Here is a 25,141-nt window from a genome sequence, read left to right as displayed (position 1 = left end):
GGGTCCTTTCGTTGTGACAGCGCTTTACAGAGCAGCCAGGGCGGCCCTGATGTGGTGCAGGATTCGCGACGCCGACGTCGGCGCGCCGCCGGGCCCTGGATCAATGGCCGACAGCCCGGCCGCTCGGGCATGCACGAAGGCCGCTGCCGCGGCTGCCTCGGCCGGTGCAAGCCCTGACGCCAGCAGGGCACCGATCATCCCGGACAGCACGTCACCGGAACCGGCGGTTGCCGCCCACGATTGTCCGGCCGGACTCAGGTAAACCGGGCCGCCGGGATCGGCGATGACGGTGACGTTCCCCTTGAGCAGCACGGTGGCGCCGAAGTTGTCGGCGAGCCTGCGGCAGGCGCCGACCCGATCGGGGCCGGGCGGTGCGCCGGCCAGCCTGGCGAATTCACCGGCATGCGGCGTCAGCACCGTCGCCGCCCGGCGATTGACCACCAACTCCGGATGGGCCGCCAGCATGGTCAGCCCGTCGGCGTCGACCAGGACGGGAAGGTCGGTTTCCAGCGCGAACCACAACGCGGCGGCTCCAGCGGCCTCCTCGTCTGAGGTACCCAGTCCCGGCCCGGCGACCCAGGCCTGCACCCGTCCGGCCGCCGCCGGGGTGGACGACGCGATCACCTCCGGCCAGTGGGAGAGCACCTCGGCGTGGGCGCTGCCGGCGTAGCGGACCATCCCCGAGGTGGCCGCAACCGCTGCACCGGTGCACAGCACCGCCGCACCCGGATACGTCGAGGACCCGGCCAGGACACCGGTGACGCCCTGGGTGTACTTGTCGTCGTCGGGGCCGGGTACCGGCCAGCGCGCGAGTACGTCGGCGGCCTGAAACCCCCGCAGATCGGTGTCGGGCAGGTCGAGCCCGATATCGACGAGCACGACGCGACCGCAATCGGCCAGCGCGTGGACCGGTTTGAGGCCACCGAAGGTGACGGTCAGCGCAGCGCGAACCGCGGGACCGGTGATCGCCCCGGTCGCCACGTCGATGCCGCTGGGGATGTCGACGGCGACCACCGGGATCGCGGCGTCCTGCACGGCGGCGAACACCTCGGCCGCAGCGGGCCGCAGCGGCCCCGAACCGGAGATGCCCACCACCCCGTCGATAACGAGATCGGTTGCGGCAGGCACCTTTTCGACGATGCGACCGCCGGCTTTGGTGAACGCTGTCAGCGCCTTACGGTGGGTGCGTTCCGGGTTGAGCAGGACCGCGCGGGCCGACGCGCCGCGGCGGCGCAGGAAGGTGGCTGCCCACAGCGCGTCGCCGCCGTTGTCACCGGATCCGACGACCGCGCACACCCGGCGGCCGGCAACCCCGCCGGTGCGGTCGGTCAGTTCCCGAATGATCTCGGTGGCCAATCCGTAGGCCGCGCGCCGCATCAGTGCGCCGTCGGGCAGGCTGGCCAACAGCGGTGCTTCGGCGTCGCGGATCTCGTCTGCAGAGTAGTAATGCCGCATCGGTGTCAGCATTCCATGCGTGCGAGTGGCTTAGACGGTATGGGGGGCCGGCGCCTCCTGCGAGCCTCGCTTGCGGAAAATCTCCTTGAGCCTCGCCGGATTCCACGCCGGCCGTTGGCGTTCTCGAGCCATCGGATAGAAGGCCAGGCCGATGAGAATGGCCGTGAAGTGTCCGATCGCGGTGAAGCCCAGTTCGGTCTTGTCCATGGTGATCAGCGGGAAGCCGAAGATGACGAACAGCACGCCCAGGTAGCCCCACCGCCACGGCTTGGCGATGTGGTAGGTCAGCACGGCCATCACCCCCACCAGGAAGTAGCTGACCCCGATATCGCGCGCCTGCACCAGACGTTCGGACGCGTCACGCACTTGGATCGCAAAGTAGAGCAAACCCTCGCTGAAATAAGTAGCGCCGATGTGAGCGGTCAGTCCTACTGTGAGCCAACGCAACTGGCCAAGCCAATGCTCGGCGGGAGCGAGAAACAGCGTGAACAGTAAAAGGTAGGGCTCCAGGTTCCGGCCGTCGATCCACAACAGGCTGGAGAACAGCACCTCCAGCGGATCTCGCCCCAGGTGCCTGATGTTGGTCGACCGGTGCAGCAGGACGGTGTGCAACTGCCGCCCGGTGAGCTGGTTCTGGATGATCGTCGTGATCGCCAGTACCAACAGCCAGGTGTACGTCAATGGCGCGTTGCTGACGAAATGCCACACCGCAAGCGCCCAGCCGCGCACTCGCGCCGACACCGATACATTCGTCACGCGTCAACTTTTGCATGCCTGGCGGTGCCGCGTGAAGGGTCCGGCCGTGCGCCCGCTACTCCACGGTGACGGACTTGGCCAGGTTGCGCGGCTTGTCCACGTCGTAACCCCGGGCCTGGGCGACCGCAGCGGCGAACACCTGAAGCGGAATGGTCGACAGCAGCGGTTGCAAAAGCGTTGACACCGCGGGGATTTCGATGAGGTGATCGGCGTAGGGACGCACGGTGTCGTCGCCCTCCTCGGCGATCACGATGGTCACCGCGCCCCGGGTCTGGATTTCGCGGATATTGGACAGCAGCTTTGCGTGCAGTGTGGCCGAGCCCTTGGGCGAGGGCATGATGACGATCACCGGCAGGTCGTCTTCGATCAGTGCGATCGGGCCGTGCTTGAGCTCACCGGCCGCGAAACCCTCGGCGTGCATGTAGGCCAGTTCCTTGAGTTTGAGCGCACCTTCCAGCGCCACCGGGTAGCCGACATGGCGACCCAGGAACAGCACCGTCGACGACTGCGCGAACCGGTAGGCCAGGTCGGCCACCGGCTTGACTCCGGAGATGACCCGGGCCACCAGATCGGGCATCGCTTCCAGCTCGCGGTACTCGCGCTCGACCTCGTCTGGGTACTTGGTGCCGCGGGCCTGCGCCAGGGCCAGACCGAGCAGGTAATTGGCGGCAACCTGCGCCAGGAACGTCTTGGTGGAGGCGACGCCGATCTCCGGGCCCGCGCGGGTGTACAACACCGCATCGCACTCCCGTGGGATCTGGGAGCCGTTGGTGTTGCAGATGGCCAGCACCTTGGCCTTCTGCTCCTTGGCGTGGCGGACCGCTTCCAACGTGTCGGCCGTTTCCCCGGACTGCGAGACCGCCACGACCAGCGTGCTGCGGTCCAAAACCGGGTCGCGATACCGGAATTCGCTGGCCAGCTCCACTTCCACCGGCAGTCGCGTCCAGTGCTCGATGGCGTACTTGGCGAGTAGCCCGGAGTGATACGCCGTGCCGCAGGCGACCACGAACACCTTGTCGATGTCGCGCAGCTCCTGATCGCTCAAGCGTTGTTCGTCGAGCACGATCCGATTGCCGACGAAATGCCCCAGCAGCGTATCGGCCACCGCGGTGGGCTGTTCGGCGATCTCTTTGAGCATGAAGTACTCGTAGCCGCCCTTTTCCGCGGCCGCCAGGTCCCAGTCGATGTGAAACTCTCTCGCATTCGCATCGTCCGGGTTGCCGTCGAAGTCGGTGATCCGGTAGCCGTCCGCGGTGATCACCACCGCCTGGTCCTGGCCGAGTTCGACGGCGTGGCGGGTGTGTTCGATGAATGCGGCCACGTCGGAGCCGACGAACATCTCGCCGTCGCCGATGCCGAGCACCAACGGAGTTGAGCGGCGGGCAGCGACGATGGTGCCCGGATCGTCGGCGTTGGCGAAGACCAGGGTGAAGTGGCCCTCCAGCCGGCGCAGCACGGACAGTACGGAGGCGACGAAATCGCCGGCCGTGTCGCCCTGGTGGTATGCCTGCGACACCAGGTGCACCGCGACCTCGGTGTCGGTGTCGCTGGCAAACTCCACGCCGGCCGTCTCCAGCTCCTGGCGCAGCATGGCGAAGTTCTCGATGATGCCGTTGTGGACCACGGCGATCCTGCCGGCGGCGTCGCGGTGCGGGTGCGCGTTGCGGTCGGTGGGACGACCGTGGGTGGCCCAGCGGGTGTGGCCCAAGCCGGTGGTACCGGTCAGCTCGGTCGGCGCCGTGTCGGCCACCGCCGCCTCCAGGTTGGCCAGCCGGCCGGCACGGCGGCGCACTGTGAGCTTGCCCTCACGGTCGACCACGGCCATGCCCGAGGAGTCGTAGCCGCGGTACTCCATCCGGCGCAGCGCGTCCAGGACGACCTCGCAGGCAGGACGCTGTCCCACGTAGCCGACAATTCCGCACATAGCAGACCAGGGTAGTGCAGCCGCCGCGCGTCAGCGCTATCGTGACGACGCCGTTGGACCACTGGACCCATCCTCAGAGTCACCGCTAACGTCGACGGGTGGCCCGCACCCGCAAGCTCTTCACCGCCCTCAGCCGCCGTGGTCCCCACCGCGTTCTGCGCGGTGACCTCGCCTTTGCCGGCCTACCGGGGGTGGTGTACACCCCGGAAGCCGGACTCAACCTGCCCGGTATCGCGTTCGGCCACGACTGGCTGACCTCCGCCACCCGCTATTCGGGCCTGCTCGAACACCTCGCGTCATGGGGCATCGTGGCCGGAGCTCCCGATACCCAACGGGGCTTGGCGCCGTCGGTGCTGAACCTGGCCTTCGACCTCGGTGTTGGGCTCGATATCGTGGCGGGGGTGCGGCTGGGGCCCGGAAAGATCAGCGTGCACCCCGCCAAGCTGGGGCTGGTGGGACACGGCTTCGGCGGCTCGGCCGCGGTGTTCGCGGCGGCCGGCATGCCCGCCAAGCCGGCAGCCGTGGCGGCGATCTTTCCGACAGTGACCGCTCCCCCGCCGGAGCAGCCCGCAGCGACACTGAAAGTCCCGGGCCTGATCATGAGCGCACCAGGAGATCGCAAGACGTTGACGTCCAACGCCCTCGAGCTGTCGCAGGTCTGGGACGCGGCCACGCTGCGCATCGTCAGCAAAGCCAAGGCCGGCGGCCTGGTCGAGGGCAGGCGGCTGACGAAGGTGGTCGGGCTGGCCGGCGCGGACCGCAGGACGCAGCGTTCGGTGCGGGCGCTGCTCACCGGATATCTGCTGTACACCCTCGGCGGCGACAAGGCATATCGCGAGTTCGCCGATCCCGATGCGCAGCTGCCCAAGACGGACCCGCTGGATCCAGAAGCTCCTCCGGTGACCCCCGAAGAGAAAATCGTCACGCTGTTGAAGTAAGACGTGTCGCGGGCACAACACCAACCCGAATCCGGTCAAACCGGGATGTCAGCCGCACGGAAACATCGGGGCTGGGAATCTATAGGAAAAACTGGGCATTATGGACCGACTCCAATCGGCACCAAAAATTCGACCGGTGTGCAAACACACGGGTCCGACGGCGGATTCACGTTTCGGTGAATGAACGGCCGAATTTTCGCCCTGAAACAGCGCGACAAAGCTCTGATGGAGCAGAACTTTTCCATTTCCGTCATCGCCCGAAAAATATTGGCTTCCGGCTGAATGCTAGCGGCAACGCTGAGATAAACGCGATGATGGGCCATGTTTCTAACGCTCTCGATAAATCGATACCGCCGGAGACCTGGCAAAGCGGAGAGCGCCGGGCTTATCGACGGTTACCTTCACTTTTTCCACCAGCGGATCGGCGAGACAAATATCCGCCACCGCCTGCGCGATCTTTTCGATCAGCCGGTAGCTAGAAGGCTCAATAGCGGTCAAGATGGCTTTGGTGATCCGCTTGTAATCGACGGTATCGTGGATATCATCCGTTTGGCCCGCCACGGCGAGATCGGCCCACATCACGACGTTGATCACCACATCCTGCTTTTTGTGCCGCTCCTCCGGGAATGTGCCAATGATGCACCGCAACGCTAGATCGCGGATATAGATTTTGTCGAGCCTATCGGACATGGGAATTTTCTCCCAACCTAAATCCGCTGTCCACACGAACGACCTGGCCAACTGTATCGCGGAGGACGCCTGGTCCGTGACTTGGCCGGATTGGTTCGAGTCGGTGGCTGAATTCAGTCCAACGCCCGAACGGTGCAGCCGGTCCGGGAACACCGCGAGGATAACGACTCGGAGTGGGCGGCGGCGAGTCCACCGTCGAAATAGTCAAAGCCGCAGCGTCCCGCGAGAATTCGACCCGCACCCGCTGATCTGCGGATTCAGCGACCGCCCGTCGGCATCGGGTGGGGGTACCGCAGCGCGGGGTGCCCGTGTCGCCGTGGTAAGTGTCGTTGATGCGAATCGGCATCGCCCTGGACTACTCAGGCGGCTTTCACGAAGCCGTCGACCGCGTCGTCGAACTGGAGGAGTCCGGCATCGACATCGCAGTGGTGGCTGAGGCGTATTCCTTTGACGCCGTCAGCCACCTGGGGTATCTGGCGGCCAGGACAACCCGCGTGGAATTGGCCTCCGGGATACTTCCGATCTATATCCGCACGCCGTCGCTGCTGGCGATGACCGCCGCCGGCCTGGACTTCGTGTCCGACGGCCGCTTCCACCTCGGAATCGGCACGTCCGGACCGCAAGTGATCGAGGGCTTCCATGGCGTCGAATTCGACGCCCCGATAGGCCGTACCCGCGAGGTGGTGGAAATCTGCCGGCGGACCTGGCGCCGGGAGCGGCTGCACTACGCAGGCAAGCATTACCAGATCCCGCTACCCGCCGATCGCGGAACAGGTTTGGGTAAAGCCCTGCAGCTGATCAACCATCCTGTGCGGGAACGCATTCCGATATCGATCGCCGCGCTGGGACCGAAGAACGTCGAACTGACCGCGGAGATCGCGGAGGGCTGGCAGCCGGTGTTCTTCTATCCGGAGAAGGCTCGCGGGGTCTGGGGAGAAGCGCTGGCTGCCGGCACCGCCAACCGAGATCCCGCGATGGGCCCGCTGGACGTGATGGTCGGCACCTCGCTGGCAATCGGGGAGGATGTCGAGGAGCGGTTGGGCTGGACCAAACCGCAATTGGCCCTCTATATCGGCGGCATGGGCGCCAAAGGCCGCAACTTCTACCACAGCCTGGCCACCCGCTACGGCTTCGGGGCGGTCGCAGACCGGATCCAGGAGCTGTATCTGGCCGGCCGCAAACGAGAGGCGATCGACGCGGTTCCCGACGAGCTGGTGCGCGGGATCTCGCTGATCGGGCCGCGGGGCCACGTCGCCGAACGACTGGCCGCCTTCGCCGACGCCGGTGTCACCACGCTGTTGGTCAGACCGGTGACCGGCGACTCCGGTGAAGCGGTGCGCTATGTCGAGGAACTGCTACGCCTGCGTCCCTCCTGACCCGGTCACTGCCCGGCCTTCGGAAGCTCGTCCGCGGCGATCTCGCAGGGGGTCGACCCATTCGTGGCCGGCTGCGGTGGCGACCCGTTCACCGGAGCCGACGCAGGCGGTGGTCCGCCGCCCGGCGGTTCAGTCACCGGCGGCCCGGCAGCCCGCGGTTCAGCGTCCGGGGCCGTACCGATGGCCGGCGGTTCGGCGCCGGACGGTAGTCGCGCGACCGGGGGCCTTGCCGCCGCGGCGCCGTCGGTCCCCGTGCCAGACGCCGGCGCGTCGGCTCCGCCGGCCTCGTTGGCGTCGGCTACCTTGCCCGCGTCGTCGGGTACCGCATCGTCGGCCTCGTCGCCATCCATGGGATCGTCGGGCACGGCCGGACTCTCCGAAACCAAGGGGTCCGCAAGCGGTCCGGTCGTCGCCCCCAGCAGGTCCGCCATCGCGTCGACAATCCGGCCGGCGAGTTCACCCAGCCCGCCGGTTCCCCCGAGTCCACCCGAACCGCCGAGCGGAGCCGCCGCACCATCGCCCATCGCGGCTCCCAGTCCCGACGGCGTCGGCGCGGTGGTCGGGACTGCGGGGGTCGCCGGCGTAACCGCAGTCAGAGCCGGCGCCGGGTCCGACGGCACGGTGTCCAGCACGCCCGCGGCGGGTATAGCTGCCGCTTTCGGCGCGGTCGGCCATGCGGACCGGCCGGGGCGCCAGCCGGGGCCGAAGTCCCCGGCAATCTCGAAGCACACCCGAGGCGCGGCGGCCAACCGGTCAGTGACCATGTCGTAGGACGCCGTCACCCCGGCCAGAGTCGAACGCATCGCAGTCAGCCAGTCGCCGCGAATATCGTCGTCTACGTATGGCATTACCTGGCCGCGAAGCACTTCCTCGGCACCAGACCAGTCTCCCGCTCCGGCCAGCACCGTACCGGCCGCGGCCGACCACAGCGGCCGCTGTACGAGAGTGCGATCGTCGATGGCGATGGCCGTCGCCACCTTGGCGTCGATCAGCTGCCACAGGTTGTCGCGCAGTGACTCGCAGCGCTGCGCGGCCGCGCGCACCTCGGTGGCCAGCGTGGTTGCGCCCTCGCAATGCCGCTGCAGAAAGCGCACGGCGGCGTCGGCTCCCGGTCCCGCCCATGCGGCCGCCAGCTCGAGCACCTGCGCACGCTGTACCCGCAGCGCTTCGCTGATCGCCGTACCCGCAGCCCGCAGCTGCGCGCAGTCGGAGTCCAGCGCGTGCAGGTCGAGTCCCTCTTCGCTGTCGTACCAGTCGCTGATCTGGGCGGGACGTGATGTCAGGTCCGGGTGGTGGTAACCAAGCCGCTGGCAGGCCAGTAGGTAGGTCTCGGTTCGCTCGACCGCGGGCCGGCCTTCCGCGAGGCGTTCGGCGACGTCTAGCCGATCGGCCACGATCAAGCGATCCGGCCGGCGGCGAACAGATCGGCATCGGCATAGCGCTGGGCGCCGGCCCGCAGCGCGACGGCGATCTCGGCGGCAGCACGAGACCATTGCGACAACTCGGCGGCCAGCCGGTCCAGGCCCGCACGCAACGCCTCACCGTGCTGCGAGTGCGCCCAGCCGGCGCTTGCACCGCCAAAAGTCAATCGGGACAAAAGGTTTACTGCTGCGTCGTCGACAAGCTCGGCTGCGGAGCCGATCTTGTCGGCGACCGCAAGCACCGCCGTCACGTCAATAGCGCTGCCGGCTTCAATAGCGCTGCCGGCGTAGTTTTTTCCATGATCGAGTCTCATGCTTGGTTCGACGCCGGATACGGCGCCCGGGTTCCACCGAAATTCAGCGCGCGGCGCTGACCGCATCGGCGACGCTGGCCGCCAACCGCCGTGCGACGTCCTCGTCGGCCGCCTCCACCATGACGCGAATCATCGGCTCAGTTCCAGAGGGACGCAACAGGATTCGGCCAGTGTCCCCCAGCTCTGCGGCAGCCCGGTCGACGGCCGTCTGGACCGACGGCGCCGCGGCGGCGGTGACCTTGTCGGCAACCTCGACGTTGATCAGTACCTGGGGCAACGTCTGCATTGCCGATGCCAGGGAGGCGAGCGACGAGCCGGTCTGCACCATGCGGGTCATCAGCCGTAGCCCGGTGACGATGCCGTCTCCGGTCGATCCCAGCGCCGGCATCACGATATGGCCGGATTGCTCACCGCCCAGGCTGTAGTCGCCGGCGCGCAATTCCTCGAGGACGTAACGGTCACCGACTGCGGTGGTGCGTACGGTGACGCCGGCGGCGCGCATGGCCAGATGCAGGCCGAGGTTGCTCATCACTGTGGTCACCAGCGTGTCGGCGGTCAATTCGCCCGCTTCCTGCATGGCCAGTGCCAGCACCACCATGATGGCGTCGCCGTCGACGAGGTCACCGTTGGCGTCGACCGCCAGGCAGCGGTCGGCATCTCCGTCGTGCGCCAGACCCAGGTCGGCACGATGCGCAATGACGGCCGCCCGCAAACAATCCAGGTCCGTCGATCCGCAGGCGTCGTTGATGTTGACTCCGTTGGGCTCGGCATTGATCGCGATGACTGTGGCCCCGGCGGCGCGATACGCGCGCGCCGCCACCGCCGACGCGGCGCCGTGGGCACAATCGACGACCACCGTGAGACCGTCAAGCGGGGTGGTGCTGGCCTTGCTCACCTGACGCAGGTAACGTTCCGCCGCATCCTCGGCGTCGATGACACGGCCGATTCCCGCGCCAACCGGACGCAACCCGGGACCGTCGGCGACCAGGTTCTCGATCTGGTCCTCGGTGTCGTCGTCGAGTTTCTGGCCGCCGGCGCCGAAGATCTTGATGCCGTTGTCGGGCATCGGGTTGTGCGACGCCGAGATCATCACCCCGAAGTCGGCGTCGTAGGCGCCGGTCAGGTAGGCCACCGCCGGTGTCGGAAGCACCCCGACCCGCAGCGCGTCCACACCTTGGCTGGTCAGCCCGGCGATCACGGCGGCCTCCAGCATTTCGCCGCTGGCCCGCGGATCACGGCCGACCACGGCAACCCGCCGGCCCGGTCCACCCGAACTCGCCAGGTGCCGCGCCGCGGCGGCGCCCAGCGCCAGGGCCAACTCTGCGGTCAGCTCGCGGTTGGCGACCCCGCGCACACCGTCGGTGCCAAATAGTCGACCCATGCGGACAAACCTCTCACAGTTGACGTCTTGCACCCATAAGGTGCCCATTTCTTTCTCGCCGAAACCGTGCCCGCGGGTGCGCCGACACGCCGCACACGATGCATAAAAGGCACGGTTGCGGCCAGAAAGTGATGTTCGATCAGCGCTTGCTGTACTGAGGCGCCTTGCGGGCCTTCTTCAGCCCGTACTTCTTGCGCTCGGTGGCACGCGGGTCGCGGGTGAGGAACCCGGCCTTCTTCAGCGGGGGCCGGTCCTCCGGGTTGGCCAGGATCAGCGCGCGGGCTATGCCCAGGCGCAACGCCCCCGCTTGGCCCGACGGGCCGCCGCCGTTGAGGTGGGCGAAGATGTCGTAGCTTTCCACCCGGTCGACCGTGACCAGCGGAGCCTTGATGAGCTGCTGGTGCACCTTGTTGGGGAAGTAGTCTTCCAGGGTGCGGCCGTTGAGGTCGAACTTGCCGGTGCCTGGCACCAGACGCACCCGTACCACGGCTTCCTTACGGCGCCCCACTGTCTGGATGGGCCGTTCGAACACGAACGATTCGTGCGGGACTGGCTGGCTCTCGACGGCGGGAGCCTCGCTGATTTCGGTCACTGCGCCACCTGCTTGATCTCGAACGGAACCGGCTGCTGCGCGGTGTGGGGATGCTCCGGCCCGGCGTAGACGCGCAGCTTGCGCTGGATCTGACGGCTCAGCTTGTTCTTGGGCAGCATCCCGACGATCGCCTTTTCCACCACACGATCCGGGTGTTTTTGCATCAGCTCGCCGATGGTGCGCTTGCGCAGGCCGCCGGGATATCCCGAGTGGCGGTAAGCCATTTTGTGGCGCAGTTTGTCGCCGCTGATGGCGACCTTGTCGGCGTTGACGATGATGACGAAGTCGCCACCGTCGACATTGGGCGCGAACGTCGGCTTGTGCTTGCCGCGCAGCAGGTTGGCCGCTGCGACGGCAAGGCGGCCAAGCACCACGTCCGTGGCGTCGATGACGTACCACGACCTCGTGGTGTCACCCGCCTTGGGCGCGTATGTAGGCACAGCGCTTACCTTCTTTTCTCTCGGGCGGATCCCGGTGCGACCCGGGCGCCGGTCAGGTTGGACCTGGTGGGTCCAAGGGGGCTTGTTCTCGGCGACCGACATTGACCCGAGGCCCCGGCGTACCGCACGCCAACGAAGCAGCTTACCGACGGTCATCCCCGCAGGTCAAAATCGCCGCAGGTGATGATTCCCGCATGTCATGATCGCCGCAGTTGGCTCTGTCAAGGATAAAAAGATTCATACGATTCATGCCGAGCAGGAACGCCACAGTCCGCCGAGCAATCCGAATGGGTTGTGATGGCTTCCACAGACGGCTCAAGAACTAGGACAGATTGACTGTTGCGAGTTGGCTGTTGGGAGATGGGACATACGGTCGACGGGAGTGAAAGCCAACTCTCGTGAGAAACCGGGTTGAGATCAGAATCCGTGCGCGCGCCTCGTCGTGACGCATATTCCGTGTCCCGTTTCGTCGTTGATGAACCGCACCCCGTCCTCGACAGCAACTATGGTCCAGCCTAATGCCCGGTGCTCCCGGTCATCGAGCCGAGTTCTAGGCACATCGCCCATCTGGCCGTCCACCCACGCGACCGAGCCATCCGCGTAACCGACCACACTGTGGTACGGCGTCCCGTCGTCATGGAGAGGCCAGTTCGTTAGCGGCGTCTCGCATGCAACCCAATCGCGTTGGACAAGACAGCTTATCGACCCGGACTGGGTCTCTACAGCAACGACACCGTGGCTATCCGGTTGAAGGACTACGACACCGATCTGCCGGGCCGAGACCCCCGGCGAGGCGTCACGTCGCTCATATGGATGGTCCATCCAATACCTCAACACCCCGCCTAGTCGGCCTCGTAAGCAAGTCACGATGGTACTCCCAGTAAGAGCACTCCAACGCGTGGTAGTGGGATATGTCGTACTCTGTATACAGGCACGCACCAACTACGGCCCAACGACCAAGATGCTTCAGCAGGAGCAGTATGGCGTTTATTAGCCTTGGCAACTTTATTTCGTGGTCTTTCGATCCCCAACACCTTTCTTGGCCATTCATTATCATCCCTGCGACATTTATTGCCGCGGCCATAAAGGTCGACAACAGATTCTTTGGCCCGTATTTTGCTATAATAGATGTCGTATTCAATGATTTCGGATCTGGTTATCGATGGAACGACAAAGAAATACTCAATTCATTTGCCCGGAGAGCCGTCTACGTTGTGTCTTCAGGCGTGATATTGCACCTCTGTCGTTACCGATTATCCGATATCGCAGCCGTTTTTTTGATTTCGGGTTGCCTACTAATCTGGCCGGCCTTCGGCCACCCATTGCCTGTATACGCGCGGAAATCCGACTGCCAGGTGATCCTTGTATGGACTCTGTACATAGTCAGTATCGTTGCTTTCGGTATGTTTGGCGCGAACCTGTTGTCTCTAATCCAAGCAATTACTGGTCAACCCGCGGGCAAATTCCTACGAGAATCGCTATCGGGATCGGCCTTCTGGGTGGTCCTGGCCCTCGCTGCGACCGCCTTTCGCGTCCCACTGCAGCGCAACTTATGGCGGCGTCATCGACGCCGTCCCAGCGGTGGTCCGCCACACAAAACAACAAGATGATTGACGAGCCGCTACGGTGGCAACTTCAGCACCTATCCCACTCGCGGACATACCGTAAACGGTTAATACTGGTCGATCAGCGATGCGCTCCATCGTCAGAACGATCAGTAGTAGACGTTCCCGCATTACTTGCCGCTATATTGCTGATTGAGATGCATCAACGCCCAAGTGTAATACGTGCTATCGAGTGGATAGTTTCTACTCTCGTGCCTAGGTGTATTAGAAGACCGATAACCCGCGGACCGTTGCAAATCGCAGACGGCCCATGGAATCTGGAAGCTGCAATCGATTTTGCTTACCAAACCCTTGCTCGATCCGTTGTTGGCAGCTATAGCGTGGAATCAGCAATACATTCGGCTGCCGCTGCGTGGAATGGCAAAGCTGTGCGTCAACCATGCTCGAAGTATGGCTACGGTGAAGTGCTTTGCGATGCCTACTTGATCGCGAGCGATGCGCTACACCATTAACCCATGATATTTACTTGAGCGAAACCGGCTTGTTGGCGAATGCGCTGCTAAATCGGGTAAAGCTGTGTAGGTAGTGGACATCCAAATTTAATGCGCCGAAGGCATTTGCGGCGCACAAACTAGCGAGGCACCTACAATGACGCTGTTGCCGTGCGCTCCCTACATTACTGTGCGGTCCCGATGGCTCTCCTCCGCCGGGACCGCACAGAGCTTCAGGCGTCGCCTAGCGCCCCCAACTACCCCTAGCGCCCCCAACTACCGGCTGCCCGGCGGTCGGCGTGCGCCACCTCCTCGGCGCCGTCGCGGACGGCATTTCCCAAGCCGACCAGGATCTCGTTGAGTGCGCTGGCCGCCTGATGCCACCTGAGTTGCTCGAGTTGGTATGCCGCCGCCGCTTCCCGAGTCCAGAGTTGCTGCAGCGGCGCGATGTGGGATCTCAGTTCCTCGAGCGCGGCGTTGAAACGCGCCGAGGTGGTGTGGATCTCCTGACGAACGCTGTATTCGATGGCGTCGAAGTTGTACGACAAGGCGGGGTCGGTGGTCATATCGGATGCTGGTCCTCTCGATCACAGAGTTCCGCCGGCGGCGGCGATATGGTGGGCATGGTTTTGACCGGCCTCATGCAGCATGGCTTCGTTATTCCGGATGGTTTCGGCGATCGCATGCAGCACGTGGTACAGCCTCGTCGACTCGGCGTTCCAGCGATCCACCACGTCTTTGAATCGCGCGGCCGCCATCCCGCCCCACGTCGACGCCGGCACGCCGCTCATCCGGCCGATGAACGCCTGCAGCATCGCCCGGATTTCCTCGTTGCGCGCGTCCGTCGTGGCCGCGACCGACCGCATCAGGTCGAAATCGGCATTCAGTGCGTTCGGGCTCACCTGTTTCCTCTCCAGTTGTTCACACCAGATACGACTACGGGCGACGCGATTCGGTTCCGTTCAAATTGCCCCGGCTCAGCCGACCGCATGCGCCGACCGCACGGCACGTTCACAGACGTCGCGGACGGCGTCCTGCGCACCGGGTCTGCTCTGGCATCCGATGCTGATCCGGACCCCGCCGTCGAGCAACACCGTCCACCACACGTCATGTCCGGCGCGCAGCTCGCGGTAGGTCACCGCGGACCGGCCGGCGCTGGCGCCGGACGGGTTGAAGTCGACGAACACACCGGCTGGTTCGGCGTCGACGGCCCGTCGCAACCGTTCGACGGTCTGCGTCAGCGTTTCCCCGGGCACCTGCGACTGGGTGATGTGCAACGCCACCTCGGGATCTGTCGGCGACGTGAGCTGCACTCGAGCCGAACCCGGCCCGCCGATCACCCGCTGCGTGGGCCAGCCGACGGGGACAGTGAGCGCGACGCGGCCCTCCACCAGAAACGTCGTCGGCGCCACCGCCACCGCCGTCGCCCCGTGACGCGCCGTTGCGGCTACCACCAGCACCGTCAGGGCGACGCCGGCGGCCGCTAGCCCCGCGAACCAGCCGGCGCGGGCTCCACGCCCCACACCCGGGGACCCACCCGAGGACCCCGTCGGCTTCTCCGTCGTGTCCTTCGCCAGCTGCCACAGTCGAGCATCATCGACCTCGGCGACGGCTTGGCGGCCGCGCAGCGCACCCGCGATCGCCGTCGCGAGCGCAGCCGCTCCCGCGACGGTGCCCGGCACGTCGATGATCACCGCGGCCCCGGTGCCCCGGGTCATGCCGGCGACAACCCCGGCGACCTCGTCGGCCACCACCCGAGCCTTCGCCAAGCGCGGCACGGCGGTCATCACGTCGGAGCCGACGACAGCGACCAAGCGATCCGCGATCTCCACCACGACGGTATCCACGACGGTATCTGCGGCGGCGTCAGCGGCGGCGTCAGCGGCGGCGTCAGCGGCGGCGTCAGCGGCGGCGTCAGCGGCGGCGTCAGCGGCGGCTCGGGTGAGCAGCCACGACCGCGGCCGCACCACGATCTCACCGGCGGCCACCGCCCGGGCCGCCCTGGTGACCACACCTACCCGCGCCACCGGCCACCACGACGGATGCACGACGACCATGCCGTCGCCGTGGTCGCGCGCCAGTCTGCGCAACGTGGCCGACCACAGTGCCGCGACGGCGACCGGCCGCTCACCGACCAGCGCCACCGGGTCGTCGATCGCATCCAGGGCAGCCGCGGGCACCTCGGTGTCGGCGACAACGCCTGCGCCGCAACACAGTCGGCGGATGGCGCCGGGGCCGGCCTCGATCACCACGGGATGCGTGCTCATGGCGGCGGACTCCACGCCACCTGGACCCGTCGCTCGTCACCGGTGCGGGTGATCAGGACACCGCGGCCCGCGGGCAACGGGCCCGGGCGGCTCGTGCCGAACAACGCGCCCTCCTCCGGACGTCCGCTCATCATCAGCGCCGTGCAGCCGAAGTCACGCAGACCCGCCAGCAGTGGCTCGAACATGGCTCGTGCGGCTCCGCCGCTGCGCCGCGCAATCACCAGGTGCAGTCCGAGATCCGTTGCATACGGAAGGTATTCGAGCGCGGCCAGCAGTGGGTTACCCGCGGTTGTGGCGACCAGGTCGTAGTCGTCGACCACCAGATAGATGTCCGGTCCGGCCCACCAGGACCTGGTACGCAACTGCGCCTGGCTCACCTCGGTGGGCGGCATTCGTTGCCGCAGCAGCGATACCACGCCCGGCAGCATTGCATCCAATGCCGGCGCCGACATGGCATAGCCGCCGAGGTGTTCCGACTCGACAACACCGAGCAGGGTGCGCCGGTAGTCGACGATGAAGAGTCGGGCCTGGGCAGGGGTTCTGGCCCGGACGATCTCCCGGCACAGCAGGCGGAGCGTGGCCGACTTCCCGCACTCGTTGTCGCCGAAAATCACCAGATGGGATTGATGGTCGAAATCGATTGCAGCGGGCTGCAGTTCGCGCTCTTCGAGACCGAGCAGGATATGCTGGTCGGCTGCGAGGCGCAGGACGCTGCCGTAGTCCACCCGCGCGGGCAACAACGGTATCGGCGGCGCTACCGCGTCACCGCGGTGGCGACACAGATCGACTCCGTTCGGCCCGGGCAGGGCGACCATCATCTGCGAACCGTCGGGCGCAAGTCCGCGTCCCGGCCGGTCACGGGGCACCTGCTGCGCCTGCCTGCGATCCACTTCGGATTCGGCGGGCTCTCCGAGTCGCAGCTCGATCCGGGTGCCGATGTGGTCCTTGAGCGACGGCCTGATCTCCGCCCATCGCGACGCCGACACCATCACGTGAATCCCGAACGAAAGGCCCTGTGCCGCAAGCGCGGTGATCGGCTCCTCCAGTTCGCCGAATTCGTGGCGCACCGTTGCCCAGCCGTCGACCACCAGAAACACGTCGGCGGGCCGGCCGCAGCTCCCGCCTTGCTCGCATGCCGATGACTCCCGCGACCGCAGCACCGACTCCAGCTCGGCGACCGTGCGCCAGACCAACTCCGGCTCCGACCGTCCGGCAACCGCCCCCACATGCGGCAGGCCGCGGATCGAGGCCAGGACGCCACCGCCGAAGTCCAGGCAGTAGAACTGGACCCGGCCCGCATCGTGGGTGGCCGCCAGTGCGGTGATCAACGTGCACAAGGCGGTCGACTTGCCCGACCGGGTCGCCCCCACGACCGCGACATGGCCTGCGGCCCCTGACAAATCGACAGTCAGCGGCGAGCGGGACTGGTGAAACGGCCGGTCCACGACCGCGATCGGCACCATCAGCTCGCGCCGCGCATCGTCGGCCAATAGGGCATCCAGCGCCGGCGCCTCCTGCAGCGGCGGCAACCAGACTCGGTGTGCGGGTGGACCGTGACCGGCCAATCGGTCTAACACCGCATGAAACACGCTGCGCGCCGGCTCGGCACACACCTCGGCAGCACCCGTGACCGCCCCGGCATGCTCCGATGTGAACAGCCGCACCTCCGGCGGCAGGGCCGATCGAGCCGCAGCCGCGGGCGGCGGCAGCGGTCCCGAAACGAACGCGGCCTGGAACCGGGTCAGCTCCCCGGTGGCCGTGCGCAGCCACCCGGCGCCCGGAGTATTGGGCAACTCGTAGGCGTCGAGTGTTCCCAAGACGGCCCGTGAGTCGCCGGGGGACAACGTCTTCAGGCATACCCGGTAGGACAGGTGGGCTTCCAGCCCACGCAGCCTGCCCTCGTCGAGCCGCTGACTGCCGAGCAACAGATGCATCCCCAGCGAGCGTCCGAGCCGGCCGATCGCGACGAATACCTCGGCGAAATCGGGGTGCTGGCTCAGCAGCTCGGAGAACTCGTCGACGATGATGAAGAGCGTCGGCAGGCCGGCCAGTCGAGCGCCGCCGCGGCGCGCATTCTCGTAGGCGGCCACGCTGACAAAGTTGCCGGCCGTCCGCAGCAGCTGTTGCCGACGGTTCATCTCGCCGGCCAGGGCCTCTTTCATCCGGGCGACCAGCGGCGCCTCGTCGGCCAGATTGGTGATGACCGCGGCCACGTGCGGTGACTGTCCCAGGTCGAGAAACGTCGCACCGCCTTTGAAATCGATCAGCAGCAGATTGAGCACCTCGGGGCAATTGCGCGCCATCATGCCCAGCGCGACGGTGCGCAACAGTTCCGACTTTCCCGACCCGGTGGCGCCGACACAGAGGCCGTGCGGCCCCATACCGTTTTCGGCGGGTTCCTTGATGTCCAGTTCGACGGGCGTGCCGTCGGTCCCGGTTCCGATCGGCGCGCGGAGCCGGTCTCCGACGTTCTGGTTGCGCCACCAGGCGGCCGGGTCGAAGGCATCGACCTCACCAATGCCGTTCAGGTTGGCCCACTCTGAGCCGACGGCCTTGCCGTCGGCTCGATCGCTGGCCCGGTACGCCGCCAGCAGGCGAGCGCATACCAGCGCGTCGACGGGCCCCATCCAGTCCGCGCGCGCCGGCGTCTCGGCCTCGCCGCCATGCCGGATCACCACGGAAGAACCGTCACCGCAGCCGCCGACCGCGAGGATAATCGCACCGGCGAGGTGAGCGCCGACGGGTTCGTCGGTGTCGACGATCACCACGGTCGGCAGCGCCGCACCGCTGAGCGAGGCGTGTGCAGCCGCCCAAGTGGCATACACCATCCGAGCCGAGCCCACCGCGTCGACACAACGTTGATGTTGGTTGTGCGGCAACCACTTCAGCCAGTCCCAGTGTCCCCGATTCCGATCGCTGGCCACCGCTGCGATCATTACCTGATCCGGCGGGTGCAGCACCGCGAGTTGACAGACCATCGCGCGGATCAGCCCACGCACCCGGGCCGCGTCGCCCTCGATGCTGACGGCCTCGAGCAACGACAGCGCGACGGGTGCATCGGTAATCGTCGAATGCGCGCGCAGAAAACGACGCAGCGCCGTCACGGTGACCGGATCGGCTCGCTGCCCGGCCGGCAGCTGCGGAGCCACCAAGCGGGTCGCCAGCGGCCGGGTTCCACGGCCGACACGCACGCGGCAGAAGTCGGCATCGGCCGGGCGGCGCTCCCACATCCGCGGTCCACCGACCAGGGTGAACAGCATGTCGGGCTCGGGATGCGTCCAATTCAGTGAGCCATGCTGTGCCACGGCGATTTCGGTGACCATAGCGCGCAGGCCGGTCAGGTATCGGAGGTAGTCCAGGCGCTCGCCGTCCAGGCCGCTATCGCGGCCGCGGCCGAGGCCGGTTACCGCGGTGACGGCCAGCGACGCCACCGTCATCGCGGGGAACGCCAGAAACACGGGGCTGCGGGTTGCCGACGATCCCGAAAGGAAGGCCGCTGCCGTAATGCCGAGCATCACCACCGATATGGCAAGCGGCGCAACGCTTACCAGCAGACCCGGTGATGCGGATCGCGGCACCTCCGGTGGTGCGGCGACCGCCACTTGGGCTGTCATAGTGCGACGACGCTAGGTAGCGCCGCGACTGGCCGCAAGTCACCTGTGCACAACCGGAAACGACTCCGGCGGAATCCGGTTAAGGTCCCGCTGGACCGAACCTGAGGGGAGCTCCGTTGTCTGTAGCCGATCCGGGACTGCGCCGCGTCGCGGTTCACGCCGGCGCCACGGTCGTCGACCTGTCACTGCCCGCAGCGCTTCCGGTCGCGGCGTTGATCCCGCCGATCATCGACGTCCTGGGCGATCGCATCCCGCGGGACACCGCGACGGGCTACCACCTGTGCACGCCGGGCGGGGACATACTCGCATCGGCGACGACACTGGCGGAAAGCGATATCCGGGATGGTGCCGTGCTGGTGCTGAGCCGGTCCCTTCCCGAGCCGCCCGCCCAACGCCACGACGACCTGGCCGCGGCGGTGTCGGCAATGCTGGGCTCCGCGGCTCACCGTCCTTGCCGGCGCACAGCTCGGCTTACCGGTGCGCTGGCCGCCGGCGTGGTGACCGGTGCCGGGTCCGGAGTGCTGATCCGGGATGCGTTGCGCGCCAGTGCTCAACATGGCGCGACGGCGGGTGGCGCGGCGGCGGCCGGCGTGATCGCTCTGCTGCTTGCGGGCATTGCACAGCGGATCCGCCGCGACCCGATCGCCGCACTCACGTTGAGCGTGATCGCCACGGTCTTCGTCGCGGTTGCCGGTCTGCTCGCGGTGCCCGGTGCCCCGGGTATTCCGCACGCCATGCTCGCCGCCACGGCGGCGGCCGTCGTGGCGGTGCTGGCGATTCGCGTAACCGGGTGCGGCGTAGGGCTTTTGACCGCCTTAGGGGGCTGCGCGACCGTCATCGCGGTCGCCGCGCTGGCAGGGGTGATGACCGCGGCGCCGGTGTATGTCATCGGTTCGTGGGCCGCGCTGGCATCGTTGGGTCTGCTGGAAGTGTGCGGGCGGATGTCCATTGCGTTGGCGGGCTTGTCGCCGCGGCTGCCACCGGCGATCGACCACGACGACTCCGACGAACTGCCGCCAGCCGATGTGCTGGCCACCGAGTCGATGCGGGCCGATTACTGGCTGACCAGCCTGCTGGCCACCTTCTCCGGCTGTGCCGCCATCGGGGCAATCGTCGCCGCGCTGATCACCCAGCGCGCCGTCCCCCTGGCCGCCACCACCGCCGCGCTGTTGCTGCTGCGCGCCCGTGCACACCGCCACCGGACACGATGGCTGGTGCTCGTCATCAGCGGAATCGTCACTGGCACAATAGCGTTCCTCATCGCTGCGGCGAACTGGATGCGGCACGGAGTCTGGGTCGCCGCGCTGACCGCGATACTGGCTGCCGCGGCGATGTTTCTGGGCTTCGTTGCTCCCGGGATGTCGCTCTCGCCCGTCGCCCGGCGAGGGGTCGAGGCGCTGGAGTTGGCGACCTGGGTCGCCGTGGCGCCGTTGGTCTGCTGGACATGCGGGGTCTTCGGCGCCGTTCGGGCCCTCGACCTGATATGAACACCGTGACGGTGCGGGTCGCCCATCTGCTGGTGGCAGCGCTGACCACGGCGCCGTTGTGCGTAACGCCGTCGGCGCATGCGGTGTCGCCGCCGCGGGTGGACGAAAGGTGGCTGCCCGCGGCGGCATCACCGGCCCCGCCACAACCCACCGTGCAACGCGAGGTCTGCACCGCGGCCACGGCAGTGCCCGGTCGGGACGGCGCCGCCGCACAACTCGCGGATCTCGAGCTGCCGCAGCTCTGGCAGTTCACCAGGGGGGCCGGCCAGCGGGTCGCCGTCATCGACACCGGCGTAGCCCGGCACCGACGACTGCCGCACCTCGTCGCCGGAATCATAGCCGCCACAACGGATTCCAGCGCAGACGGGTTCAGCGGGGTAGCACCCGAGGTCACCGTGATCAGCATCCGGCAGTCCAGCGCCAAATTCGCTCCGGTCGCCGGCCGCTCCGGCACCGGCGTCGGTGACGTCGACACGATGGCGCAAGCCGTCCGCACCGCAGCCGATCTCGGCGCGTCGGTGATCAACATCTCGTCGGTGGCCTGCGTCCCGGCCGCACCCTTACTCGACGACCGCGCTCTGGGCGCCGCACTGGCGTATGCGGTCGACGTCAAGAATGCCGTCGTGGTGGCCCCGGCCGGCAACGCCGACGGCGGCGCGCGCTGTCCGGCCCAGCGGCCCGACGTATCCCGGGACACCGTTACGATCGCGGTCAGTCCGGCCTGGTATGACGACTACGTACTGACCGTCGGGTCGGTGAACCCGGCCGGTGCACCGTCGTCGTTCACCCTTGCCGGGCCATGGGTCGACGTCGCCGCCACCGGCGAGGACGTGACCTCGCTGAGCCCCGTTGGTGGCGGGGTGGTGAATGCCCTTGACGGACAACATGGCTCGGTGCCGCTGGCCGGCACGAGTTTTGCCGCACCCGTCGTCAGCGGGCTGGCCGCCTTGATTCGCGCCCGATTTCCGGCGTTGACCGCCCGACAGGTGATGCAGCGGATCACCTCGACCGCCCATCACCCACCGGCCGGATGGAATCCCCAGGTCGGCAACGGCACCATCGACGCCCTGGCCGCGCTGAGCACGGATTCCCCGCCGCCGGTGCCCGCGGCCAAGCCCAACGCTGCAGCCGCGCCGATCACGACGATGCCGGTGCCTGCCGATCACCGCAGCCGTGACGCGGCTCTGGGCGGGACCGCCATCGGCCTGGTGGTGCTCGTGGCGGTTCTGGCCTCGTTCGGAGCCACCAGGCTTCGGCTAGGACGGTCCGGCCGAGACGGTGTCATGGGCGACTGACGCCTGCTGCCTGCCGAGTTCGGGTCCCTGCGGCAGAGCCGCCAATACCGGCCACGGCGCCGGGACCGGCGCCGACAGCCCGAGGTGACGCGCAGCCTCGTCGTCACGGATCGCGAACCGCACACCCGTGTCGGTGACCAGGTAGCGCCAAACCGTCCGGATGTCCGCGCCGGACAAGCTCCGCGCAGCCGCGTAGGCGCTGCGACCCGGCGGCAGGTAGACCGCGTCCAGTGCGGGCCCGCGGCCATCGGCTTGCGCCAGCGTTACCGGGGCTGCCGCAGCCGGCAACGGCAGGCCGCTGCCGGTCAGGAACGCGAGGTCGGGTCGACCTGACTGCGCGGGCAGCCACGTCACGCACACCGTGGTGTCGCTGTCGTCACCAGACGTTGCCACCTCATCGGGGAACGTGGACAGCTTCAGGACGTTTGCGATCGGAGCGGAGCGGATCGCATCGGGTGCCACGGCGACGACGTGAACGTTGCCTTGCGAGTCGCTGAACCGCAGCAGGTCCGCGGCGACCCGGCCGATCCGTTGGACACCGGTTTTCAGCACCACGTAGAACTCCTCGTTCTCGTCGCGTGTGAGGCTCAGCACAGCGCCGACGGGAAATCCCGGCACTCCGGCCGTACTCGGCTCGCCCGCGTGGCTGATCGGCGGAGCCGTGATCGGTGGGACCTCCGGCACGGCGCTGAGCAAAGACTGCGAGACGACCTGCGGAGCCCGGCCCTCCAGCCGCAGCGCCCGCAGCACCGCGGAATCGGCAAGATCCACCACGGCCCGCCGTCCGTGGTACAGCAGATATGCCGGTGCACCGGACCCGACGGTGACCAACAGCGTCTGCTCAGCGGCCAGCCGGCGAACCGACGTCTCGGCAACAGGACCGACCAGCACCGTGGTCGCCGCTCCCCGATCGGTGTCGCAGACGGTCCACCTCGACTCGGCGGCGGCCAGCGACGGGCCGATCAGCTGTGGTGCGCCCGGAATGCCCAGCAGCGGGCCGCGTTTGGTGTGACGCAAGTCGGCCTCAGGCACCCGCCGGGGGTTGACGTCCGACGCCGCGATCAACCGTGCCGAGGCCAAGTTCAGCACCGGATGCCAGGTATCGCCCACTCGCACGTACAGCGCCCCGGTGTCGCGGCCCATCACGATGTGCGCGTCACCGAGGCCCGGCTGCGGCTGCACCACGGCGCCCATCGCGCAGGCCGCCGCCGCGGCGGTCGCCAGCACGCAGCCGACCGCCAACGCCAGCGCGGGTGCCCGCAGTGCCCGATCACCATCCCGATGCAGCAACACACACTCGAGGCGTCGGAGCAGAAAGCGGTAGGCATTGACGTGCCGCCCTGCGCTCGATTGGCCGGGCATTTACTCCCCACCGTCCATGCCCAGACAGTAGGCCCTGAGCAGGAGCTTCTTCAGTCACTCATCCACAGCCCGGAGTTTGTCGCAGGTTTTGTAGCGGTCGGCAGCGGGTAAAATTTCGGCGTGAACACGCACCCCATGGGCCTGCTGGCCGGCGCTTTCGCCGCGGCCGCCGGCATGGTCCTCGCCCCGTCCGCCGTTCCGACCGCGATCCCGTCGGCCGCCGCCACCGACTGCCCGGACGCGGAGGTCATCTTCGCCCGCGGTACCAGCGAACCGCCCGGCATCGGCCGGGTCGGCGAAGCATTCGTCGACTCGCTGCGCCAGCAAACCGGCAAGAACATCGGCGTGTACGCGGTGAACTATGCCGCCAGCCGCCTTCAACTGCATACCGGTGACGGCGCCAACGACGCCATCGCACACATCAAGTCCATGGCCGCGTCATGCCCGAACACCAAGCTGGTTCTCGGCGGTTACTCCCAGGGCGCCGACGTGATCGACATCGTGGCGGGAGTTCCGTTGGCGGGCATCAGTTTCGGCAGCCCGCTGCCCGCCGAATACGCCGACAACATCGCGGCCGTCGCCGTCTTCGGCAACGTGGCCAACCGCTCCGGCGGGTCGTTGGCGACCCAGAGTGCGTTGTTGGGTTCCAAGGCGATCGACCTGTGCAATCCCGGCGACCCGATCTGTCATGCGGGTCCGGGCAACGAGTGGGGCGACCACACCGACGGCTACGTCCCCACCTATACCACCCAGGCGGCGAGCTTTGTGGCGACCAAGCTCGCGGCCGCCTCCACGCCACCTGTATTGCAGTTGCCCGGCCCGGTCCCGCAGGCGCCCGGCCCGGCTCCGCAGGCGCCCGGACCTCCGGCCGGGTCGCCGGGATCGGTGGTGGGAGCGCCCGGGTCGGTGGTGCAGGTTCACTGACACCATCAACGCATGTGCAATAAGCCCGTAAGATCGCGTCATGCGGCTTATCCCCACGGGCAGAGCAAGACTCATCACCCGCCTGGCGGCCGCCGCACTCGCGGCGGCCGCGTTGTCACTTGCATGGCCACTGCCACCCAGGGCTTCCGCGTCCTGCCCGGACGTCGAGGTGGTGTTCGCCCGGGGAACCGGCGAGCCGCCCGGCCTGGGCCGGGTGGGCAACGCCATGGTCGCCTCACTGCGCCAGCAGACCGGCAGGAACATCGGGGCATACGGGGTGAATTACCCCGCCAATAAGGACTTCCTGGCGGCCGCGGACGGTGCCAACGACGCCAGCGACCATGTGCAGCAGATGGCGAACGCGTGCCCGAACACCAAACTGGTGCTCGGCGGGTACTCCCAGGGCGCGGCGGTCATCGACATCGTCACCGCCGCTCCACTGGCCGCCTTGGGCTTTACTCAGCCACTACCGACCGAAGCGGCAGATCACGTCGCCGCGGTCACCCTCTTCGGAAACCCGTCCGGCCGCGCGGGCGGGCTCATGAGCGCCCTGAGCCCGCATTTCGAGGGCAAAATCCTCAACCTGTGCAACGAGGGCGACCCCGTCTGCTCCGATGGCAACCAGTGGAAGGCCCACACCGGCTACGTGCCGGGACTGACCAACCAAGCAGCCAATTTCGTCGTGGGCAAGATCTGACTCGGCGGCCGGGTCACCGACCGCAACCGCCAGGCCGGTACGGGTGCACCTTGTGAGACAACTGAGCAACCGCTTGGGTATCGCTGTGCCGGAGCGCTTTCAGCTGGCACGCTGTCGAAACCCGGGGTTACGATCACGCCGGACCGCAACGA

At 67.2% G+C, this 25,141-nt stretch carries 20 protein-coding genes; 6 read left to right on the top strand and 14 right to left on the bottom strand.

Annotated features, from left to right (window positions below):
• Positions 1–24 precede the first annotated feature (24 nt).
• From EET03_RS04510 to glmS, 3 genes are read right to left on the bottom strand one after another with little or no spacing between them, the layout of a single operon-like run.
• Entirely contained in the window at positions 25–1,455 is a 1,431-nt protein-coding gene (locus tag EET03_RS04510) for an NAD(P)H-hydrate dehydratase (protein WP_099194326.1), read from the bottom strand.
• Positions 1,456–1,485: 30 nt separating this feature from the next.
• On the bottom strand, positions 1,486–2,211 hold the full coding sequence (locus EET03_RS04505) for a rhomboid-like protein (RefSeq protein WP_099193978.1): 726 nt from the start codon (positions 2,209–2,211) through the stop codon (positions 1,486–1,488).
• Between the two features lie 55 nt (positions 2,212–2,266).
• Entirely contained in the window at positions 2,267–4,135 is a 1,869-nt protein-coding gene (gene glmS, locus EET03_RS04500; RefSeq protein ID WP_063469999.1) for a glutamine--fructose-6-phosphate transaminase (isomerizing), read from the bottom strand.
• A gap of 98 nt (positions 4,136–4,233) precedes the next feature.
• Between glmS and EET03_RS04495 the strand changes: the two genes are divergently transcribed.
• Positions 4,234–5,073, top strand: a complete 840-nt coding sequence (locus tag EET03_RS04495; RefSeq protein ID WP_075544594.1) for a dienelactone hydrolase family protein — start codon at positions 4,234–4,236, stop codon at positions 5,071–5,073.
• A gap of 327 nt (positions 5,074–5,400) precedes the next feature.
• Here the strand turns inward: EET03_RS04495 and folB are convergent, their stop codons facing one another.
• A complete protein-coding gene (gene folB, locus EET03_RS04490; protein ID WP_208648990.1) occupies positions 5,401–5,799 on the bottom strand; it encodes a dihydroneopterin aldolase in 399 nt (132 codons plus the stop codon).
• A 296-nt stretch (positions 5,800–6,095) separates the two neighbouring features.
• On the opposite strand from folB, the gene EET03_RS04485 reads away from it, so the two are divergent.
• Positions 6,096–7,139: an LLM class F420-dependent oxidoreductase gene (locus EET03_RS04485; protein WP_075544599.1), complete on the top strand. Its 1,044-nt coding sequence runs from the start codon at positions 6,096–6,098 to the stop codon at positions 7,137–7,139.
• Positions 7,140–7,144: 5 nt separating this feature from the next.
• On the opposite strand, the gene EET03_RS04480 is transcribed toward EET03_RS04485, so the two are convergent.
• The 9 genes from EET03_RS04480 to eccCa form a co-directional block, all read right to left on the bottom strand.
• Positions 7,145–8,533: a hypothetical protein gene (locus EET03_RS04480; protein ID WP_099193977.1), complete on the bottom strand. Its 1,389-nt coding sequence runs from the start codon at positions 8,531–8,533 to the stop codon at positions 7,145–7,147.
• A 2-nt stretch (positions 8,534–8,535) separates the two neighbouring features.
• Positions 8,536–8,874 carry a type VII secretion target gene (locus EET03_RS04475; protein WP_063470060.1) on the bottom strand — a complete coding sequence of 113 codons (339 nt, stop codon included), beginning with the start codon at positions 8,872–8,874 and terminating at the stop codon, positions 8,536–8,538.
• Between the two features lie 43 nt (positions 8,875–8,917).
• On the bottom strand, positions 8,918–10,255 hold the full coding sequence (gene glmM / locus EET03_RS04470; protein WP_099194325.1) for a phosphoglucosamine mutase: 1,338 nt from the start codon (positions 10,253–10,255) through the stop codon (positions 8,918–8,920).
• A 139-nt stretch (positions 10,256–10,394) separates the two neighbouring features.
• Positions 10,395–10,847, bottom strand: a complete 453-nt coding sequence (rpsI, locus tag EET03_RS04465; RefSeq protein ID WP_063469996.1) for a 30S ribosomal protein S9 — start codon at positions 10,845–10,847, stop codon at positions 10,395–10,397.
• Positions 10,844–11,287: a 50S ribosomal protein L13 gene (gene rplM, locus EET03_RS04460; protein WP_036398329.1), complete on the bottom strand. Its 444-nt coding sequence runs from the start codon at positions 11,285–11,287 to the stop codon at positions 10,844–10,846. Before rplM ends, rpsI begins: the two co-directional genes overlap by 4 nt.
• 2,319 nt (positions 11,288–13,606) lie before the next feature.
• A complete protein-coding gene (locus EET03_RS04450) occupies positions 13,607–13,909 on the bottom strand; it encodes a WXG100 family type VII secretion target (protein WP_063469995.1) in 303 nt (100 codons plus the stop codon).
• Between the two features lie 21 nt (positions 13,910–13,930).
• Positions 13,931–14,245: a WXG100 family type VII secretion target gene (locus EET03_RS04445; protein WP_279637610.1), complete on the bottom strand. Its 315-nt coding sequence runs from the start codon at positions 14,243–14,245 to the stop codon at positions 13,931–13,933.
• Positions 14,246–14,320: 75 nt separating this feature from the next.
• A complete protein-coding gene (locus EET03_RS04440; RefSeq protein ID WP_122508731.1) occupies positions 14,321–15,610 on the bottom strand; it encodes a type VII secretion-associated protein in 1,290 nt (429 codons plus the stop codon).
• Positions 15,607–19,224, bottom strand: coding sequence for a type VII secretion protein EccCa (gene eccCa / locus EET03_RS04435; RefSeq protein WP_075542274.1), 3,618 nt, complete (start codon positions 19,222–19,224; stop codon positions 15,607–15,609). Before eccCa ends, EET03_RS04440 begins: the two co-directional genes overlap by 4 nt.
• 116 nt (positions 19,225–19,340) lie before the next feature.
• Here eccCa and eccD point away from each other — a divergent pair, with 116 nt between their 5' ends.
• Both eccD and mycP read left to right on the top strand, forming a co-directional pair.
• A complete protein-coding gene (gene eccD / locus EET03_RS04430) occupies positions 19,341–20,711 on the top strand; it encodes a type VII secretion integral membrane protein EccD (protein WP_075542273.1) in 1,371 nt (456 codons plus the stop codon).
• The gene (gene mycP, locus EET03_RS04425; protein WP_099193974.1) at positions 20,708–22,006 is read left to right on the top strand and encodes a type VII secretion-associated serine protease mycosin; all 1,299 of its coding nucleotides are present in this window, start codon (positions 20,708–20,710) and stop codon (positions 22,004–22,006) included. Before eccD ends, mycP begins: the two co-directional genes overlap by 4 nt.
• On the opposite strand, the gene eccB is transcribed toward mycP, so the two are convergent.
• On the bottom strand, positions 21,968–23,368 hold the full coding sequence (eccB, locus tag EET03_RS04420) for a type VII secretion protein EccB (protein WP_075542271.1): 1,401 nt from the start codon (positions 23,366–23,368) through the stop codon (positions 21,968–21,970). The genes mycP and eccB overlap by 39 nt on opposite strands.
• A 135-nt stretch (positions 23,369–23,503) precedes the next feature.
• Here eccB and EET03_RS04415 point away from each other — a divergent pair, with 135 nt between their 5' ends.
• Positions 23,504–24,292 (top strand): cutinase family protein, encoded by a 789-nt coding sequence (locus EET03_RS04415; RefSeq protein ID WP_208648991.1) that lies wholly within the window; start codon positions 23,504–23,506, stop codon positions 24,290–24,292.
• A gap of 40 nt (positions 24,293–24,332) precedes the next feature.
• Positions 24,333–24,989 (top strand): cutinase family protein, encoded by a 657-nt coding sequence (locus EET03_RS04410; protein WP_075542269.1) that lies wholly within the window; start codon positions 24,333–24,335, stop codon positions 24,987–24,989.
• The last annotated feature ends 152 nt before the right edge of the window (positions 24,990–25,141 follow it).

The organism is Mycobacterium innocens (assembly GCF_900566055.1).
In the GTDB taxonomy this organism is placed as follows: domain Bacteria; phylum Actinomycetota; class Actinomycetes; order Mycobacteriales; family Mycobacteriaceae; genus Mycobacterium; species Mycobacterium innocens.
Note: the sequence above shows the minus strand (reverse complement) of the source record. Positions and strands in the feature narration are given on the sequence as shown.

What these genes read in the sequence shown, in the direction of transcription:
- EET03_RS04510 (WP_099194326.1), bottom strand. Translation starts at nt 1,455, where the DNA reads ATGCGGCATTACTACTCTGCAGACGAGATCCGCGACGCCGAAGCACCG.
- glmS (WP_063469999.1), bottom strand. Translation starts at nt 4,135, where the DNA reads ATGTGCGGAATTGTCGGCTACGTGGGACAGCGTCCTGCCTGCGAGGTC.
- EET03_RS04485 (WP_075544599.1), top strand. Translation starts at nt 6,096, where the DNA reads ATGCGAATCGGCATCGCCCTGGACTACTCAGGCGGCTTTCACGAAGCC.
- EET03_RS04475 (WP_063470060.1), bottom strand. Translation starts at nt 8,874, where the DNA reads ATGAGACTCGATCATGGAAAAAACTACGCCGGCAGCGCTATTGAAGCC.
- glmM (WP_099194325.1), bottom strand. Translation starts at nt 10,255, where the DNA reads ATGGGTCGACTATTTGGCACCGACGGTGTGCGCGGGGTCGCCAACCGC.
- EET03_RS04450 (WP_063469995.1), bottom strand. Translation starts at nt 13,909, where the DNA reads ATGACCACCGACCCCGCCTTGTCGTACAACTTCGACGCCATCGAATAC.
- EET03_RS04440 (WP_122508731.1), bottom strand. Translation starts at nt 15,610, where the DNA reads ATGAGCACGCATCCCGTGGTGATCGAGGCCGGCCCCGGCGCCATCCGC.
- eccCa (WP_075542274.1), bottom strand. Translation starts at nt 19,224, where the DNA reads ATGACAGCCCAAGTGGCGGTCGCCGCACCACCGGAGGTGCCGCGATCC.
- mycP (WP_099193974.1), top strand. Translation starts at nt 20,708, where the DNA reads ATGAACACCGTGACGGTGCGGGTCGCCCATCTGCTGGTGGCAGCGCTG.
- eccB (WP_075542271.1), bottom strand. Translation starts at nt 23,368, where the DNA reads ATGCCCGGCCAATCGAGCGCAGGGCGGCACGTCAATGCCTACCGCTTT.
- EET03_RS04415 (WP_208648991.1), top strand. Translation starts at nt 23,504, where the DNA reads ATGGGCCTGCTGGCCGGCGCTTTCGCCGCGGCCGCCGGCATGGTCCTC.
- EET03_RS04410 (WP_075542269.1), top strand. Translation starts at nt 24,333, where the DNA reads ATGCGGCTTATCCCCACGGGCAGAGCAAGACTCATCACCCGCCTGGCG.